Genomic DNA, 15,974 nt, shown 5'->3' with positions numbered 1-15,974 from the left:
GTTTTTCTGTCATGTGCATTAGATAAATGTTTTGATCGTAGCAAAATATTCACGGATCATGTTGATGGGCTTCAGATATCCCGGTGACGGGGCCGATATGCCGTATTCTGCCGCATAACCGTTCTTGGCGGCGATGTATTTGGAACGGAACATATGATAGTCACTGGTGACAATCATGATCTCGGGGTGCTCTAACCCGGATTCAAGAATGATTTTTTTGGAAAAGGCCAAATTCTCCTGTGTACTTGTGGAGCGATCTTCCATAATGAGTTGCGCGGGGCTAATCCCCTGTTCAATTAGATAGTTTTTCATGGCGAGCGCTTCGGGAATGGATTCTCCAGGTCCCTGCCCACCCGATACAATGACCGGTGTCTGAGGGTGACTTCGAATGTAGTCCAGACTGGCATCCAACCTTTGCTTCAGGGTTAATGACAACTCCGTTCCACGGATGCCTGAACCCAGAATAATGACATAGTCCGCTTCTTCCGGATCATTCGCACCAAGCTGTGTGAATACAAGTGCTTCAATAATGACAAAAGAGACGGCAACCACGCCAAATCCGGTAAGGATAATCCGTTTCAGAATAACATGCTTCTGATAGTCAATCCGTCTTAGCACGATAAAAGCCACCGTGATCATTCCAAAAAACATGACTGCAAACCTTTGGCCCCAGAAGGCCAGAAATGCCACAAAACATGCCAACAGGACAAGATCAATGATCAGTCCATTTTTTTGTAAGAACTTTTTTATCAAATCCGTAGACACTCCTTCTTGTACCCACTATTCCGCAAATCACTTATTATTCAAGCTGTTATTATCGTTAATTTCGGCCATTGTTCCTGCCAGCGCTTCTTCTGTACTCTCTGATTATAATAGTCAGCATCCGTGAAGAACGGACTTTTGCGGACTACGAGTTGATACAGATCATGCAAACCATGCGGAGCACAGATGTTCACCCGATCCTCTTCATCCAACTGTACTCCTATGGCAGTCACAATTTCTGGCCAATAGCGAAGCGCATCTTCAGTAGAACGATAAGGAACTGTGCCATTGCGCAGATGCATTCTCGCCTGATTTTTGACCGACCACTTGGCATTACCTGTCAACTCACGAAGCTGACGCTCCAACTGGATGTCTCGTTCCTCACGCAGGTCTGACGCATCATAATAGACAACATCGATATCACTGTGAAGTTCACGAAGATCATATCCATGCAGAACATCCCAGATATAATTACGAATATATCCTGCACCTATGTAACATTGTGGCAAATGGAGACTACGAACTCTCCGCAGGTCATGCATTAATTCCTCGTGATCCATAATCGCTTGAAAGAATTTCTCCTCATGCAACATATCTGCCTCCTGCGGTTTACCTCATTGTCCTCTTATAGCTGTTAACCTTCATTCCAATATATCATGTTTACCTGGCTGCAATAAAATGAACAACGCTTGAACATCCTCTGTACGACTTCGAATTTCTGTCCAAACACAACCAAATAACCCATAAACAGCTTCGGTTATCCGAGTGTTTACGGGCTACATTTATAACATTTGAAACGGTTAAAATTTATTTAATTGGTATCCAGATTTGTGGCGGCTGATTGGGCCCCGGGTATACTTCCAGCTCCGGCATATATGCGTGCTCATAAGGGTTGGATGGAAACCATTCCGAAATAATCCGTTTCCACAGAAGCTGCATGCTCTCCGGCATCGGGCCTTCTACTTCAAATACACTCCATTTGGAAGCAGGCATGGTAAAGCTTGATAATCCTTCCGGTACTTCACCATCGTAAGTCGTAGCAATCCAGTATTGCATCTGTTTCTCCTGAATTTCGCTCTGATCCACAACGACACCGAGTAAACCTGGAATATCCCAATTGTTCAGTTCAAACAAACGATCCTCTGTACCGCTCGTCCACGCTTCCTGCCACATGTTTCCGATGCCTTGCAGATGTTCTCCATCTGCATATGAGAAAGTTTGCTCTACTCCGACCAACGTAAATTCGGGATGTTCAACAATTTTATATTTCATCGGTTCTGCTCCTTTTAGACTTACTTGAATAACCAGACGATTATACGATTGGACAGAGCTACTATTCTTGCGTGCCTCGCTTGGTGCGATGTCGTGTTGTCTCCGGAATGCTTTGGAGAAAGATTCGGGTGTGTCGTAACCATACTTGTGCGCCAGATCAATGATTTTGTGATCACTTTGCAGAAGTTCATGTGCCGCCAGTGTCAATCGTCTGCGTTTTATGTACTCAGCTACAGTAACATCTGTTAACAGAGCAAAGGTACGTTGAAAATGAAAAGGAGAGATATGGGCCTGCGCTGCAATCTGCTCCATCGTCATATTTTCGAGCAAGTGGTCTTCCATATATTGAATAGCGACCTGTAATGCGTTGATCCAGTTCATGTAATAATCACTCCTTGATGTCTAATATAACGGATAAACCACCCAAAAACCTGTCATGTTGTGCTTTCATTTGTCCGGTTCAAGCGCACAAGACGAGATAAGCCACAAAATTTGACAATGTAAACGATTTATTATAGCCTACCAGTATAATGATCGTTCTATCTTATTTTGAAGGGAGAGTATCATTGAATATGAGCAGCAAAAAGGAAATGCTCTTGAACGTAGCTGAAGAATTATTCTACCTTCACGGTTTCCATTCCATCGGCTTGAAGCGGATTATATCAGATGCCGGGATCGCCATCATGACGTTATATAACCATTTTGAGTCCAAGGATGATCTCATCGTCCAGGTGCTTCTGCGGCGCGAACAGCGTTATTTAGAACAGCTCAGGCAATATGCAAACAATACAACTCAACCCATGTTCCTCAATCTGGCTGAAGGACATGCAACCTGGCTGAAAGAACACGAATCAAGAGGGTGCTTATTTTTGCGCGCCAAAGAAGAATTCGGTGGTCATGCAGACCATATCATCGTGCAGACAGTGAATGCGCATAAAAGACATATGAGAACGTTAATCCAAACATTGGCGCCTGCTGCAAGTGATCGAGATCTATTGCAATTCTCCCTGCTGCTGGAGGGTTCCACTGCACTCGCCGAGACAGAAAATGTAAATAACGTCTGCCGCGAACTGATCCATATGACGAAGAATAGTTTCAAGTAATGCCATTAAGGGTGAGTTAGTAGTTCAACTCACTTTTTTATTTAATGATAAATATAATGATCGTTCTATCTAAAAGGCGGTGGATCTAATGAAAAAAATTATCTTTCCAGGCATTGCACTAATCGCTGTCTGTTATGCATTCGGGCGATTCAGTTATGGATTGTTTATGCCGGAAATTTCAGAAGCTTTACAACTGAACGATGCAGCGTCAGGTGCGATTAACTCCGGAACCTACATTGCTTATTGCTTGTCCCTTCTAAGTGCACCGCTGTTAATTAATCGCAAAGGGCATCATTATGTCATCCAATTGGCCGGGATCAGCGCTGTGCTCGGATTAATCGGGATTGCTCTTGCTCAGAATGCATGGGTCCTTGCATTCAGCGTATTTCTCGCCGGTTTGAGTACAGGATGGGCCTCTCCAGCACTCGGTAACACGGTTAACGCCGAGCTTGCACCCGATCTGCAAGCAAGAGGCAACAGCTGGATTAACACTGGAACCAGTTTCGGAATCGTTATATCCGGTCCACTCTACTGGCTGTTCACGGATTACTGGCGTCTAACCTACATCCTGTTTGCTGTAATCGGTGTTGTTGTTCTGGTGTGGAACAGACGTGTTATTCCACCTACAAAGACACTGCCTTGTACCAAATCCATCTGGACATGTATGAAACCAACCAGAGCGGGTTCTGCTTTGCTGATGGCTTGTCTGTTAACTGGTGTTAGTTCAGCGATCTACTGGACCTTTGCCCGAAACTTCCTCACAGACGAGAAAGGGGCCTCCGATTCGGAAGCCGTGTTGTTCTGGATTGTGATGGGGATTATGGGGATACTCGGTGGATGTGCTGGTCGCATTATTGAACGTATTGAGATTGGGTGGTCCTACCGAATAGGCATACTGTTATTGGCGATCTCGCTGGGGGTAATCCTTCTTCCATCCATGACTGCCAGTCTCATCTCTGCGATCATATTTGGCAGCACATATATTTTCCTGACCAGTGTATTTATCGTTTGGGCAACGAGACTATTCAGGCCAAATGTGTCCATCGGAATTAGTCTTGCCTTTCTTGCTCTGGGTGTTGGACAATTCCTTGGCTCATCCATGGCAGGTTACACGATTGAAATGTTCTCCAATACAACAGCATTTCTGTCCTTTGCTGTACTCGGCCTGTTCGGAATGTTAATTCGGGTGAAATAAATGACAGAACAACCTTACGGTCACTGTTATTCTACCCGGCGAACACTTCCGGTCACCCCATGTTGAAGCTGTACATCTGTAAAAGTAACCGTGGTCCCTTGCCCAATGGGGGATTGGGCCACAATGCCAACTTTGATCTCTTCCGGGCAGTCGAGGCCGAAATAACGAACCAGCTTCCACTTCTCTCCATCCTGAGAATAATGGAAAGCAAAGCTGTTGCCTGCCCGGGCTACACGTAAATAAGGCTTGTTAACGTCTACAGGTGCTGATACACAATCATCCGAGTTACCTCGAGTAACAACACTAAGAATAGACGGCTGTTCTTCAAAATACTCAAAGCAAACTTTAGCCCAATTCGTATCGTCCACCCTCACCATCAGGCAGCCCGAATCATACTGTTCTTTCATGTCCACCTGTACTCGAGTGACGATGCTGAAATCTCCCTTGACTATCGTATGTAAAAATGGAGCTGAGGCTTTCACCGGGTCACCTCCCGGATCAATGAAAAAGTCACTGATTGGCGAAACGGTTATCGTTACTTTTCCGTCTTCAATGGACCAATCTGCTGGCTCGTTCAGCCATCCCAGGTTGGCAGATAATGTTTGACCTGAACAATGTTCGAATAGATTCGTCATATGGCACACCCTTTGTCTGTGATTTTGAATTCGCTGAGTTCTCTGTTGTATTCGTGAAATAACGGAATTATCCTTTCTGATCAGTAAAAGGAAAAAAGCGACTCACATGAGTCGCTTGTAATCCTTATATACATAATCGTATTCGGTATGTCATCTCAATAGCACGCTATACCGGCAATACATCGGATGCACATCTAAAACCGATATGTCCGGTGGATGTGTCCGGCGTATTTGGAATCCGTGCTGCCACTCTGTACCGATTGCAATAGGAACGGTGGCAAAGATAGGAACCGCCTTTTAACACCTTGCGAACTTCATCGGGAGTAGTAACAGTCTTAGCAAGTATAAACTTTTCATGATCCGTAACATAGTTGTCAGCGCACCATTCCCACACATTGCCTGACATGTTGTACAATCCATATCCGTTGGCAGAAAAGGATCGGGATGGAGCTGTACCCGCATAACCATCTGCGGCATTATTTTGAGTCGGAAAGATACCTTGCCATATGTTGCACTGGTGTTGTCCATCCGGCCTCAGAACGTCGCCCCAGGGATATTTCTTCTGGATTAATCCCCCTCGGGCTGCATATTCCCACTCGGCTTCTGAGGGCAGGCGCTTACCCGCCCAGCCACAATACGCATTGGCATCGTTCCAGGAGATATGGATAACGGGATGGTCAGCCCTGTCATTCACATCAGAGTCAGGTCCTTCGGGATGAGACCAGTCCGCACCTTCAACAACCCACCACCAGGGAGTTTGCTGCACCACAGTACGAACATGAGCAGCCGTTTGCGAAGAAACGAATAAATGAAAAACAAAGGACCAGCCGAATCGCTCGGCCTCTGTTCGATACCCGGTCTCCCTCACAAACTGTCCAAACTGCGCATTGGTCACCGTGCATTCATCCAGATAAAAGGAGTCCACCTGGGTTTCCCGGACTGGCCCTTCCCCATCACCTGCAAAAGCTTCCGGATCATTGGTGCCCATAAGGAACCTTCCACCTTCAATCCATATGCGGTCCCTGTCGTTTCGCCCAGCGATGTATCCATCATCTCCTCGCAGCACACTAAGCGGTAGGCGGTCAACGGAAAGTGGAGATGCATGGTCAGACGCCACACTCACCTCACGGGAAGCCGTCAATTCTGGCGTGTCCTCTGATTGAATTTTCACCTTCATCCTGCCGCTTCGGCTTGCAGAACAACAGCAGGAATTTTCCTTTTTGGATATCTGACCATGCATCTGAAGCATCCCCTTCCCTTGGTTTAAGACTCATGATCCCCATTGTACACGACGGGAAGAATGTTCGGGACGGTTGGTGTTGTTATTCCTTCACCCAGATAATAATCCGTCAACAAGGATTGCATATATCCTTTTACCGCTAGCCCATTGCGGTAGGCCGGGTTATGCGGCAACGTGTAGATGCGAGCATCGGATGGTATCGTTGTTGTATACAGACGCAATGCTGTGAAATCACTCGTTTCATAGAGAATTTCCTCTCTCCAATCCCCCAGCAGATCGCCATAGAGCACAGGGGCATTCCTGGAATTCACGCGAACATCATCGGCTGTAAACAGACGTGCCGTCGTGTTCTGCTGCCAGTCCCACTTTTCCACAAAGTTCTTATCCAGCAGCTCGCCGAGCACATCACCATCCCACCAAATTCTGAAATTGGTTGAGGGCTGAACTGAACTAATCACTTCGCCATCCACATTGTAGATATTGCCTGAACTGGACCACATCTCGAGCCCTCTGTGCCGTGGATCAATATCCGCCAATGTCCCCCTTGCCACGTCCTGGGGCACTTCTCCCGTACGAATGATCTCACCCGTCGCTGCATCCGCGTAGAACCAAGGAAATTGATTAAAGTTGCCGTTCTCCGCCTGCTGAATTCCGAACTGCTCCAGCCCCGGCCGATCCGGATCAATATCCGTAATGTGAAAACGATCGCCATGGACTACACCCGGCAGACTGTATAAGGTCTCTCCGTTATCATCCAGCGCCCAGCCTCCGAATGACACCTCATCCTTCCCATCCTTGTCAAGATCCAGTATACGAATCTGATGGAAAAACTCACCGTCAGCTCCCGCATGTCTCCATCGCTCAGTCAGGACACCGCCTGCATAGTTATAGGCTGACGTCACATATTGAAAGTTGCGGCTGAGCGCACGATTTTTAAGTGCCGTAATCAGGCTTGGATGTTCACCATCCAGATAAGCAATGCCAAAGTGCCCACTGAGCGGACCATCGGATGCATAATCATTGGTTATCGTTGTGCGAGCCGCTTCTGTTCCCGTCCATCCATCCACGACAGACACATATTGTGCACGCTCCGTTGTCGCAGGAACGACCTGGCCATCCGCAAACGTTACCCCTTCAAACGTACGTAGCAGCACCTCAGCCTTCCCGTCACTATCCAGATCAAACACTGTAATATTGTCGTTGTCACGCCATCCCCCAAGTCCAGCCACTCCAAATTCACTGACAGAAGCAGGTGGCGCATTATATGTATCTATCGTTGTGACACTGTATGGGCCCAGATTAATCCGCCACAGGAACCCTTCGGTCAGGCTGTAGGCTTCCACATATTTATTGCCTCCGTTCACCGGAATGCGGGTGACCACGTATTCATATTCCCCATCGCCGTCGAGATCCCCAGGCCAGCCATGCTGCACAAAATAATCCGACGGATTGGATGTTATATTTTGCAAAGGAATATTGAAATAATTGCGGATCGCGGGATTGGCTGCCAATACAACCTCGGCACTCTCATCATGTAATCTACCGTCCACATAAGACTTCACGATATACGTATGACTCTGGGTTACATCTACATTCGTGTCCGTATAATTGGTTCCATGCGTCAAAGGCTGGTCATTCAGCTTCACCTCTTCTGTACCCGTCCTACGATAGATATCAAATGTAACCTGCTGCGATTCGGTCCCAAGCAGACGCCAGCTCAGATATACCTTGTTCTCTCCCAGATATATCGCAGTAAGGCCTCGTCCCAGATTTTCAACCAGACGTGGTGCAGACCCTTCTGCGGCATCTGCCTGAAGGACTCCCCCTCCCGGTGAAACAATGCCTGTCCATCCAATAACGCCACTTAACAGCAATGTGAATAGTGCTTTTGTTCCTTTGACCACAGTTGATTTGGTTTTCATTTACAATTTCCCTCCATCGATTGGCAAGTATATGCGTACAAAAAAAGCAAAGCCGGTTATCTCTGTCCCCACGAGCCAATCTAATGAGATCGACTGATCTGGTTCAGCAATAACTGCTTTGCCTCCGGATGCCCGGTCAACATGGTCTATCTACCGCTCTAACGGCTTGGTTCCTCCACGATCATAGAAAAAGGGGCCTTTCGCCCAACTGACAGCCAGATGCATCAGCAGTTCGGTCTTTAGTTGCTCCCGAATTACAGCATGCTGATCCTCATCATACAGGTTCGTCCACTCATGAGGGTCAACCGTGAGGTGATACAATTCCCCCTTCGTTTCATGCACTCTGGATGCAGACTCTGCGGCAGAACCTTCCAGGTACAGAATGAGCTTCCACTCCGTGGTCCGCCACATATAGGCCGGAGCCGAATGAGGCGCCGTTACCCCCTTTCCATGAAATTCACAGAACGTTCCGCGATGCCGGAGATCGCCCAGCAGATCGACACCAGGCAGCATCGGATTCGCTTGAAGTCCGGCTGCACGCGTCAAAGTGGGTACCAGGTCCACCAACTCCGCAGGCCCCTGATCAATCGTTCCGCGCTTCTGCTCCTCAATGTGGGTACCAGACAAGATAAGTGGCACCCTCACGCTGCTGTCATACAGATTATATTTGGTGAAGCGAAACTGTCGTTCCCCCAGCATCTCTCCATGATCCGAGACAAATATAATCAGCGCGTTCTCCAACCTCCCCTGGTTCTCCAACTTCTCCAAAGCGAGTCCAAAGTAATGATCGAGCCAGGAGCAATTCGCCCAGTATCTTAACGTAGTCCTCCTCCGCTCCTCCGAACTGCGTTGGTCCCATACCTTCTTCTTGTCGAGATACGACTGTCGACTATTCGAATTCAATTCATCGGAAGCTGCCAGGTGAGTCTGCATTTCATCCTCCCAAGGCGGTTGCGGGATATCCGGTATATCTTCCAGCCTGTACAGGTCTTCAAATGCTTGGGGTACATTGAACCCGGCATGTGGCTTCAGGAAAGACAGATAAAAAAATAATGGGCGCTCCGGGTCGATCCCTTCATCCAAAAACTGCAGCGCCTGCTCGGCTACCCACCCATCCCGATGCTGATTCATCGGAATCTGACTCGTAAGCCCTGTATAACCATTGACATTTTCCTCACCGCTACCAAAATGCTTCGTCTCCTCATGGTATGCTTCCAGTGCTTCGGGATGGGAGTCACCCATCATTGTCGCTCCCTGTTCATAATGACCACTTTGACGAGAAAGTCCGATGGATCTTACTTCGAATCCTCGTGTTGAAGGCTCATCTATGCCCTCGCTATGGTTCCAATGCGTTTTTCCGAATCCGGCTGTCTGATACCCTGCGCGGTGCATCAACTCCGGCAAAGGTTCGGAGGGCAGCTTGTCTTCCTCGAACAATCCGCCATAATTCGTTCGAACCCCAAGCTGTGACGGATAATATCCCATCATCATGGAGCTTCGGCTTGGCGCACACATTGGCGATTGGCAGACCGCATCGTGGAACGTGATTCCCTCGGCTGCAAGTTTATCGAGATTCGGTGTATGAATATGTTCATTGAACGTTCCAATACAGTCCCATCGTTGCTGATCTGTCATGAGAAAAATAATATTTGGCTTGTCCTGTGACACGTCTCATCTCACTCTCCTTTGGGCTGAAAACTAAGGCGTGATTTAAACGGAGCGGTTACCCCTATTGTGCCCGGTATGCTTGTGAATGTCTTCCCGGTAACGACTTGGCGTCGTTCCCTCACTTTTTTTGAACAAACGATTGAAGTAGCTGGGCTGATAGCCCACCTGCTCCGCAATTTCACTGATCTTGACGTCTGTTGATTCAAGCAGCTCTTTGGCCCGATGGAGCCTTACCTCAGTCAGATAGTCCACAAAATTCTGCCCAAATGCCTGCTTGAATGCCCGGCTTAATGTGTAGGAATGAATCCCGTGAAGATCTGCCAATTCATCCAGCGATAACGCTTCTGCATACTGTTGCTGCGCATGCTCCTTCATCTGATGAACCGCCATCTGTATCTGCTTCTCTTCCTTGCCTGTGAATTCCTCTACACATACGTGCACAATCCGTTCTCTGAACCACAGGAACAGTTCATCCAGGTCTTGCAGTTGCAGCACCTCTTCATACATCCCTACCCCAAACAATTCGACCGGATCTTCCCCTAATTGCAAAAGGGTATGTTGTATGCGTGCCAGCAGTTGGAACAAGGAATGACGAACGTGCTCTTCTGGCGATTCTGTTCCGGCATACATACCAATAAATATGCTGAACTGTTCCAGGGCAGAGTCCTGTTCACCACTGCGTAACGCTGAGATGATGGACTGCTCCAGCTCAAGCGGATAAGCGCCCTGCGCATTCACAGCCTGTTCTGCCTCCTCATTCATATCAATGATGGTCGCATCGGCTGAGAAATGTCTTTTCCTCAATAAAGACCTTGATTCTCTGACCAGCTGTGGGATATGAGAAGCATCTGATGTAAGTTTGCTGATTGAAACTGTCATGCGAACGTTCCATTCCGACTGCACAGTTTCAATCCAATGTTGGGCCATCCGAGATAATTCTTCTCTGAATTCAGGTGTCTCTGGCTGGACCTCTGGAGGGACAGCGAGCAACAGCGCAATGGACATGTCATGGTAATTGATCGTTTCAGCCCGGTAAGGAAGTTCCACCAACTGCCTGTTCAGAATGTCGGTTGCGGCAAAACTGATCCACTCCTGAGATTCACTCCGATTTCGCTCCTTAGCCCCATATAGAAGAACTGCACTCGGACGAATGTGAGCAAACAGGATGATAAACCGCTCATCCCTAAGAACCCAACCCAGCTGTGCCAGACGTTGCTTCCATTCATGGTCGGATGACAGTAACAGATGACCCAACGTGAGCTGAATCAACAAGCTCTCCCGGGCGAGTGGAAGTTGCTCTTCCAACCGTTGCTGCAACGATTCTCTCTCCTGATTAACGCCAATCCAGCGCTGTTCAATATGCTTGATTTCATCCAGTTGTACAGACCCATTTGAACGAGTAGAAGCTGCGTACGACAATTGAGGAGAGGATGACACTTCTGGCGCTATAGCATCGACCGGTGCTCCAGTCACGGTAAATATTCGCAGTAATTTCGTAAACGGTTTATAGAGCTGGAGCGAACCGACCCACGACAGGATCAGAGCCAGCAAGAGTCCAGATCCGTTGATGAGAAGAACGATTCGGGGTACAGACACAATCGGAGCTACAATTTCATTGAGGGGAACCGCGGAAACGTAAGTCCAATCGGTACCCAATCTGCGGAAGGTGCCCGATTGAACCGAGTAGGTCAGTCCCTCATATTCCATCAGGAATGAAGACAGATTACCTTCCAGGTTCAACAGATGTTCACGGACAGCATGCTGTAATCCACCAAGTTCTTGCGCTTGTGGAAGCATGGGCTTGCCCTGCTCATCCAACAAAAAAGTCGTCCCTCCATTATACGGAGACAAGGTCTGCAGCATGTTGCTCAATTGCTTGTTATCCAGCGTGACCGTTAGTGCACCCAGTCCATCGTCGCTTCCACCCGGAAGTCGATTCACCATCATCATGGACTTGCCATCCATGGAGCGGGACCAATATATGGCCTGGGGCTGGTGAGTCAACCGTTCATACTTCTCGATCTCCCCAGCGTCTTTGATAAAATCATACCGTTCAGAATCCATCTTCACGGCCTGGGGTTCCCCCAGATACAACTGAACTTTGCCGATCAGTGTATTGGAATTCTGAATCATCAGCAGCAATCGGTACAGTTCATGAACCTGTTTATATTTGAATACAAAATCGAGCTCTTTCAGACGGTTATCAAAAACCGGATCGAAGGCCCACTGCGAGAAGGTCAATTCAAGCGCATCCAATTGATCGCCAACCCACACGGTACGTTGTTCAAACTGATTCAGATGCGTTTGCTGCAAAATCTTTTCCATTTTGACGGTGACCCAGCCATACAACAGCACACCTGTAATGACTCCCGGAATGCAGGCGATAAACAGAATCATCATCAGGCTGCGCCTGAAATAACGCCCTTTGGGTAATGGGTCTGCTGTGCGCTTGAATATCATCTGTATGGCCCTCCTATCCGGGAATACCCGCCTGAATGCAGATTTACCCTTTGACCGAGCCGATCAGGGCTCCTTTGGCAAAATGCTTTTGTATAAACGGATACACTACCAGCACTGGCAAAATGGCTACAATGATCGCGGCCATCTTCAACATTTCTGTCGGCGGTGTCTCCACCTGCTGTCCAGGCGCAACCAGATCGATATTGGATGCGTTCAGCAACATGTTTTGCAGTAATACTTGGATAGGCCACTTGGCAGAATCATTCAGGTATAACAGTGCCGCGAAGAATTGATTCCAATAGCCTACAGCGAAAAACAATCCAAAAGCAGCAAGCGCAGGCATCGATAAGGGCAACACAATTGTGTACCAGGTTCGGATGGCACTACAGCCATCAATGGATGCCGCTTCGCTGATCTCTGCCGGCAGGCTGTCGAAGAAATTTTTCATCAACAACACCGTCCAGCCATTGGCGAGCGCAGGCAGGATCAGTGCCCAGATATTATTGATCAGCCCCAGTTCCCGTACCAGCAGGTAATTTGGGATGATGCCCGGGCTAAACAAGATGGTTAGCACAATTAGGAACATCAGTATTTTTCTGAAGTGGAATCGCTTCTGGGACAGCGCATAAGCCAGAGAGGATGATACAGCCAGGCTGCACACCGTGCCGACGGTTGCCAGAAATGCACTGTTCCCCAGCGAGCGTGCAAAGGCAGGCGTGGATAACAAATACGTATAGGCTTCAACAGACCAGCGTTCCGGAAAGAGTACAATTTTCTTTTGCAAATATTCTCCAGGGTCCGTGAATGAAACGACGAAAACATAATATAGCGGGAAAAACATAACCACAGCCAGTAGTCCAAGCGTAACCACATTCAGGGACTGTCCAATCGGCTCACTCCATTTCATGCGATGCATTCGAAACCTCCTCTCCATTGATTAATGGCTGGCCCGGGTATGGGTAGGTACCGGAACAAATTAGTAGACGCCTTCCTGACCCATGCGTTTTACCACACGATTTGCGACAACGACCAGCACCAGACCAATTACGGATTTGAACAGTCCCACCGCTGTACTGTAGCTAAAATCGCCCTGCTCGATCCCTGTGCGGTATACATAGGTGTCGAATACTTCGGCCACTTCAGATACAGCACCGTTGTACATGAGGAAGATTTGCTCAAACCCCACCTCCATGATGTCTCCGAGTCTTAAAATCAAAAGCACGATGATGACACTGCGGATGGCAGGCAAAGTAATATGCCAGATCTGACGCAATCGTCCCGCTCCATCCATTCGTGCCGCCTCATACAGCTGAGTATCCACACTCGCCATGGCAGCCAGAAACACAATCGTGCCCCAACCAGCTTCCTTCCACATCGCTTGCAAAGTGACCATGATCCAGAAGCTGTCCGGGTTCGTCAATATATCCACGCGGGGCCATCCCCATAAAGTGAATAACTCGTTAATCAGTCCCGTTCCTTTGGCGAACAGCAACAGTGTTAACCCGGCAATGATCACCCAGGAGAGGAAATGCGGCATGTAGATAATCGTTTGAATCAGTCTCTTATACGCCAAACTTCGCAGTTCATTGAGTCCCAGAGAGATCAGGATTGGAAAAGGAAAGAAAAAAATTAGATTAAGCATGCTGATCGCAAGCGTATTTCGGAACAACAAGGCAAAGTCCGGATTACCAAAGAGTGCTGTAAAGTGCTGCAAGCCAACCCACTCACTGCCCTGAATCCCCCGAAAGGGCGAGTAATCCTGAAACGCAATGATGATGCCCCACATCGGGATGTATTTGAAAATGAGGAAGAACAATACGCCCGGCAGTGCCAGCATATATAACGACCGGTCACGCCGAAGTGCGGACAGCAGGTTTAACCCTTTCTTTTTGGATGAAGTCTGCTTCCCCTTAACCGTACTCATTCGTTGCTCATGGGTGCTCATGGTTTGCAGCTCCTTCCCTCAGATTCACTGTCCATTTCTTTTCTTGTAAGCTTCAGTCATCTCATCACTCATGGCCTGGAAATTCGGATCATTCCGCAAGGTTTCCACAAAGGCATCCCAAGCTTCAATCGGCTCCCGGCCAAGAATAATCTTTGCTTTTAAATCCTGGATCTTCTTGTTGAGTTCAGGTAGCACCTTCTGCCCGGTCTCGGATTGAAGGCCAGCGGCCAGATCCGCCACGCTCGTTTTGTCTCGCTCTGCCTCCACTTTTTTGAACAGTTCATTGGCCTGTGTCTCTTCATCCGTTTCACCCGTGGTATCCCAAGGTAGGTCGATGACGTTAACGATATGATTGAAATCCGACGCGTTATCCGCCGTCAATTTTTCACTACTCGCTACCTTTTTACCATCCACCACTTCATAATGCGTACCTTCAATTCCGAACTGCTGAATTTCAAATACTTCCGGATTCATCCAGGTATCAACGAGTTGGAGAATTCGTTTCATCTTCTCTTCCGACACACTGGCAGGGATCGCCAGAATACCGTTGTATCCCGAACCTTTCGGATTATATCCATTCAGATTGGTCAAAGGATAGAAATCTGTATATTTAAAAGAAGGATCGACTTTCTTCAGGTCATCGGCATAGATTTTGCGCATCGTGCCTGTCTTGTCCACGATAATGCCCGCCTGATTGCGCTTGAACAGTTCTCTGGCCTGCGTCAGCTTGAGCGAAAGCAGATCTTCCGGCATCATGCCGCTGCTATAGGCTTTGGTTAGATATTGAAGGGATTCTTTGACCTCGGGCAACAGCTCCCTGTAGACCAGCTTCCCCTGCGACTCATCCCATTTCCAACTGCTATTGGTTCCGATAAAAGAATTCTCAATGGCACCGAGTACTGGGCCGATATTACCTCCCCAACCGAGATCATCAGGACTGATATAAGCAGCAAGTGCGGTGGTATCTTTGGTTCCGTTACCATCGGGGTCCTGCTCCACAAAAGCCTCCATCACATTGAACAACTCATCCGTGGTCTCTGGCACCTGCAAATTCAATCGGTCAAGCCAATCCTTGCGGATGATAAAAAAAGAATCTCCAGTGACCGGGCGAGGCCGCGGGATCCCATAATTGTTGCCATCTGCTGCCTTGGTTGTATCCCAAGCAATATCGGGAATGCCTCCGCTGAGGTTCGGATAGTCCTTGATATAAGGGGTGATATCCCAAAAAGCACCTTGTTTGACCATCTTGGTGAAGGTACTTCCAAATGGATCATTAATCATGATGAGATCAGGTATATCCCCGGAAGCCAGGGTCAGATTGAGCTTGTCACCGTAGATATTGTTGGAGACCCACTGGATATTCATTTTGGAGTTAGTCGCTTCTTCAATGGCGCGTTTGATTACATTATCATCAGCAGCAGGGACGGCACTCGGCGTGATGGTCATAATACTGACTTCCAACGGATCGTCGGCATTGCCGCTGTTGCCACTTACCTGTCCTTCTTCTTTATTTCCGCATGCACTAAGCACCACGGACATGACCATAACAACTGATATGATCCAGGCCAGATTACGGGTGTTGCGTTTCCCCACTTTTTGCATAGGCTTTCCCATCCTCCTTAGTCTCTTAAACCTATAGTCTTAATCGGATTAACGATTAAAAAAGGGGCTTTGACAGGCTCTTGAAGAAGATTCTTCCTGACCGGTCAAAGCTTTCACTCACTATAACGAAAACCCGTATTTCCTGCAATTGCACTTTTTTGCACCTGTTA

General features: G+C 47.9%; 12 protein-coding genes and 1 pseudogene. 2 read left to right on the top strand and 11 right to left on the bottom strand.

What is annotated here, in order from left to right; genetic code table 11:
• Positions 1 to 18 precede the first annotated feature (18 nt).
• The 3 genes from MKY87_RS24335 to MKY87_RS24325 all read right to left on the bottom strand — a co-directional run bounded on the left by MKY87_RS24335 (position 19) and on the right by MKY87_RS24325 (position 2,415).
• Entirely contained in the window at positions 19 to 753 is a 735-nt protein-coding gene (locus tag MKY87_RS24335; protein ID WP_340966572.1) for a YdcF family protein, read from the bottom strand.
• Between the two features lie 50 nt (positions 754 to 803).
• Positions 804 to 1,355 carry a nucleotidyltransferase family protein gene (locus MKY87_RS24330; RefSeq protein WP_340966570.1) on the bottom strand — a complete coding sequence of 184 codons (552 nt, stop codon included), beginning with the start codon at positions 1,353 to 1,355 and terminating at the stop codon, positions 804 to 806.
• 214 nt (positions 1,356 to 1,569) lie between these two features.
• Entirely contained in the window at positions 1,570 to 2,415 is an 846-nt protein-coding gene (locus tag MKY87_RS24325) for an AraC family transcriptional regulator (protein WP_340966568.1), read from the bottom strand.
• Positions 2,416 to 2,606: 191 nt separating this feature from the next.
• Between MKY87_RS24325 and MKY87_RS24320 the strand changes: the two genes are divergently transcribed.
• Positions 2,607 to 3,137 carry a TetR/AcrR family transcriptional regulator gene (locus MKY87_RS24320; RefSeq protein ID WP_091032943.1) on the top strand — a complete coding sequence of 177 codons (531 nt, stop codon included), beginning with the start codon at positions 2,607 to 2,609 and terminating at the stop codon, positions 3,135 to 3,137.
• 88 nt (positions 3,138 to 3,225) lie between these two features.
• The gene (locus tag MKY87_RS24315; RefSeq protein WP_340966565.1) at positions 3,226 to 4,332 is read left to right on the top strand and encodes an MFS transporter; all 1,107 of its coding nucleotides are present in this window, start codon (positions 3,226 to 3,228) and stop codon (positions 4,330 to 4,332) included.
• A 26-nt stretch (positions 4,333 to 4,358) separates the two neighbouring features.
• Here the strand turns inward: MKY87_RS24315 and MKY87_RS24310 are convergent, their stop codons facing one another.
• The 8 genes and pseudogenes from MKY87_RS24310 to MKY87_RS24275 form a co-directional block, all read right to left on the bottom strand.
• The gene (locus MKY87_RS24310; RefSeq protein WP_340966563.1) at positions 4,359 to 4,967 is read right to left on the bottom strand and encodes a DUF1349 domain-containing protein; all 609 of its coding nucleotides are present in this window, start codon (positions 4,965 to 4,967) and stop codon (positions 4,359 to 4,361) included.
• 166 nt (positions 4,968 to 5,133) lie between these two features.
• Positions 5,134 to 5,976, bottom strand: a pseudogene (locus MKY87_RS24305) (formylglycine-generating enzyme family protein); the annotation flags it as partial.
• Positions 5,977 to 6,230: 254 nt separating this feature from the next.
• Entirely contained in the window at positions 6,231 to 8,129 is a 1,899-nt protein-coding gene (locus MKY87_RS24300; RefSeq protein WP_340966562.1) for a rhamnogalacturonan lyase family protein, read from the bottom strand.
• Between the two features lie 150 nt (positions 8,130 to 8,279).
• A complete protein-coding gene (locus MKY87_RS24295; RefSeq protein ID WP_340966561.1) occupies positions 8,280 to 9,797 on the bottom strand; it encodes a sulfatase family protein in 1,518 nt (505 codons plus the stop codon).
• Between the two features lie 42 nt (positions 9,798 to 9,839).
• Entirely contained in the window at positions 9,840 to 12,257 is a 2,418-nt protein-coding gene (locus tag MKY87_RS24290; protein WP_340966560.1) for an AraC family transcriptional regulator, read from the bottom strand.
• Positions 12,258 to 12,300: 43 nt separating this feature from the next.
• On the bottom strand, positions 12,301 to 13,173 hold the full coding sequence (locus MKY87_RS24285; protein WP_340966559.1) for a carbohydrate ABC transporter permease: 873 nt from the start codon (positions 13,171 to 13,173) through the stop codon (positions 12,301 to 12,303).
• 60 nt (positions 13,174 to 13,233) lie between these two features.
• Positions 13,234 to 14,181, bottom strand: coding sequence for an ABC transporter permease (locus MKY87_RS24280; RefSeq protein ID WP_340966558.1), 948 nt, complete (start codon positions 14,179 to 14,181; stop codon positions 13,234 to 13,236).
• 45 nt (positions 14,182 to 14,226) lie between these two features.
• On the bottom strand, positions 14,227 to 15,804 hold the full coding sequence (locus MKY87_RS24275) for an extracellular solute-binding protein (RefSeq protein ID WP_340966557.1): 1,578 nt from the start codon (positions 15,802 to 15,804) through the stop codon (positions 14,227 to 14,229).
• Positions 15,805 to 15,974: the final 170 nt, after the last annotated feature.

Source organism: Paenibacillus sp. FSL R7-0198, assembly GCF_038000415.1.
Taxonomy (GTDB): domain Bacteria; phylum Bacillota; class Bacilli; order Paenibacillales; family Paenibacillaceae; genus Paenibacillus.
Note: the sequence above shows the minus strand (reverse complement) of the source record. Positions and strands in the feature narration are given on the sequence as shown.

Bases quoted from the DNA above. Each gene is read 5' to 3' on its own strand.
- MKY87_RS24330 (WP_340966570.1), bottom strand. From the start codon at position 1,355: ATGTTGCATGAGGAGAAATTCTTTCAAGCGATTATGGATCACGAGGAA.
- MKY87_RS24325 (WP_340966568.1), bottom strand. From the start codon at position 2,415: ATGAACTGGATCAACGCATTACAGGTCGCTATTCAATATATGGAAGAC.
- MKY87_RS24320 (WP_091032943.1), top strand. From the start codon at position 2,607: ATGAGCAGCAAAAAGGAAATGCTCTTGAACGTAGCTGAAGAATTATTC.
- MKY87_RS24315 (WP_340966565.1), top strand. From the start codon at position 3,226: ATGAAAAAAATTATCTTTCCAGGCATTGCACTAATCGCTGTCTGTTAT.
- MKY87_RS24310 (WP_340966563.1), bottom strand. From the start codon at position 4,967: ATGACGAATCTATTCGAACATTGTTCAGGTCAAACATTATCTGCCAAC.
- MKY87_RS24300 (WP_340966562.1), bottom strand. From the start codon at position 8,129: ATGAAAACCAAATCAACTGTGGTCAAAGGAACAAAAGCACTATTCACA.
- MKY87_RS24290 (WP_340966560.1), bottom strand. From the start codon at position 12,257: ATGATATTCAAGCGCACAGCAGACCCATTACCCAAAGGGCGTTATTTC.
- MKY87_RS24285 (WP_340966559.1), bottom strand. From the start codon at position 13,173: ATGCATCGCATGAAATGGAGTGAGCCGATTGGACAGTCCCTGAATGTG.
- MKY87_RS24280 (WP_340966558.1), bottom strand. From the start codon at position 14,181: ATGAGTACGGTTAAGGGGAAGCAGACTTCATCCAAAAAGAAAGGGTTA.
- MKY87_RS24275 (WP_340966557.1), bottom strand. From the start codon at position 15,804: ATGCAAAAAGTGGGGAAACGCAACACCCGTAATCTGGCCTGGATCATA.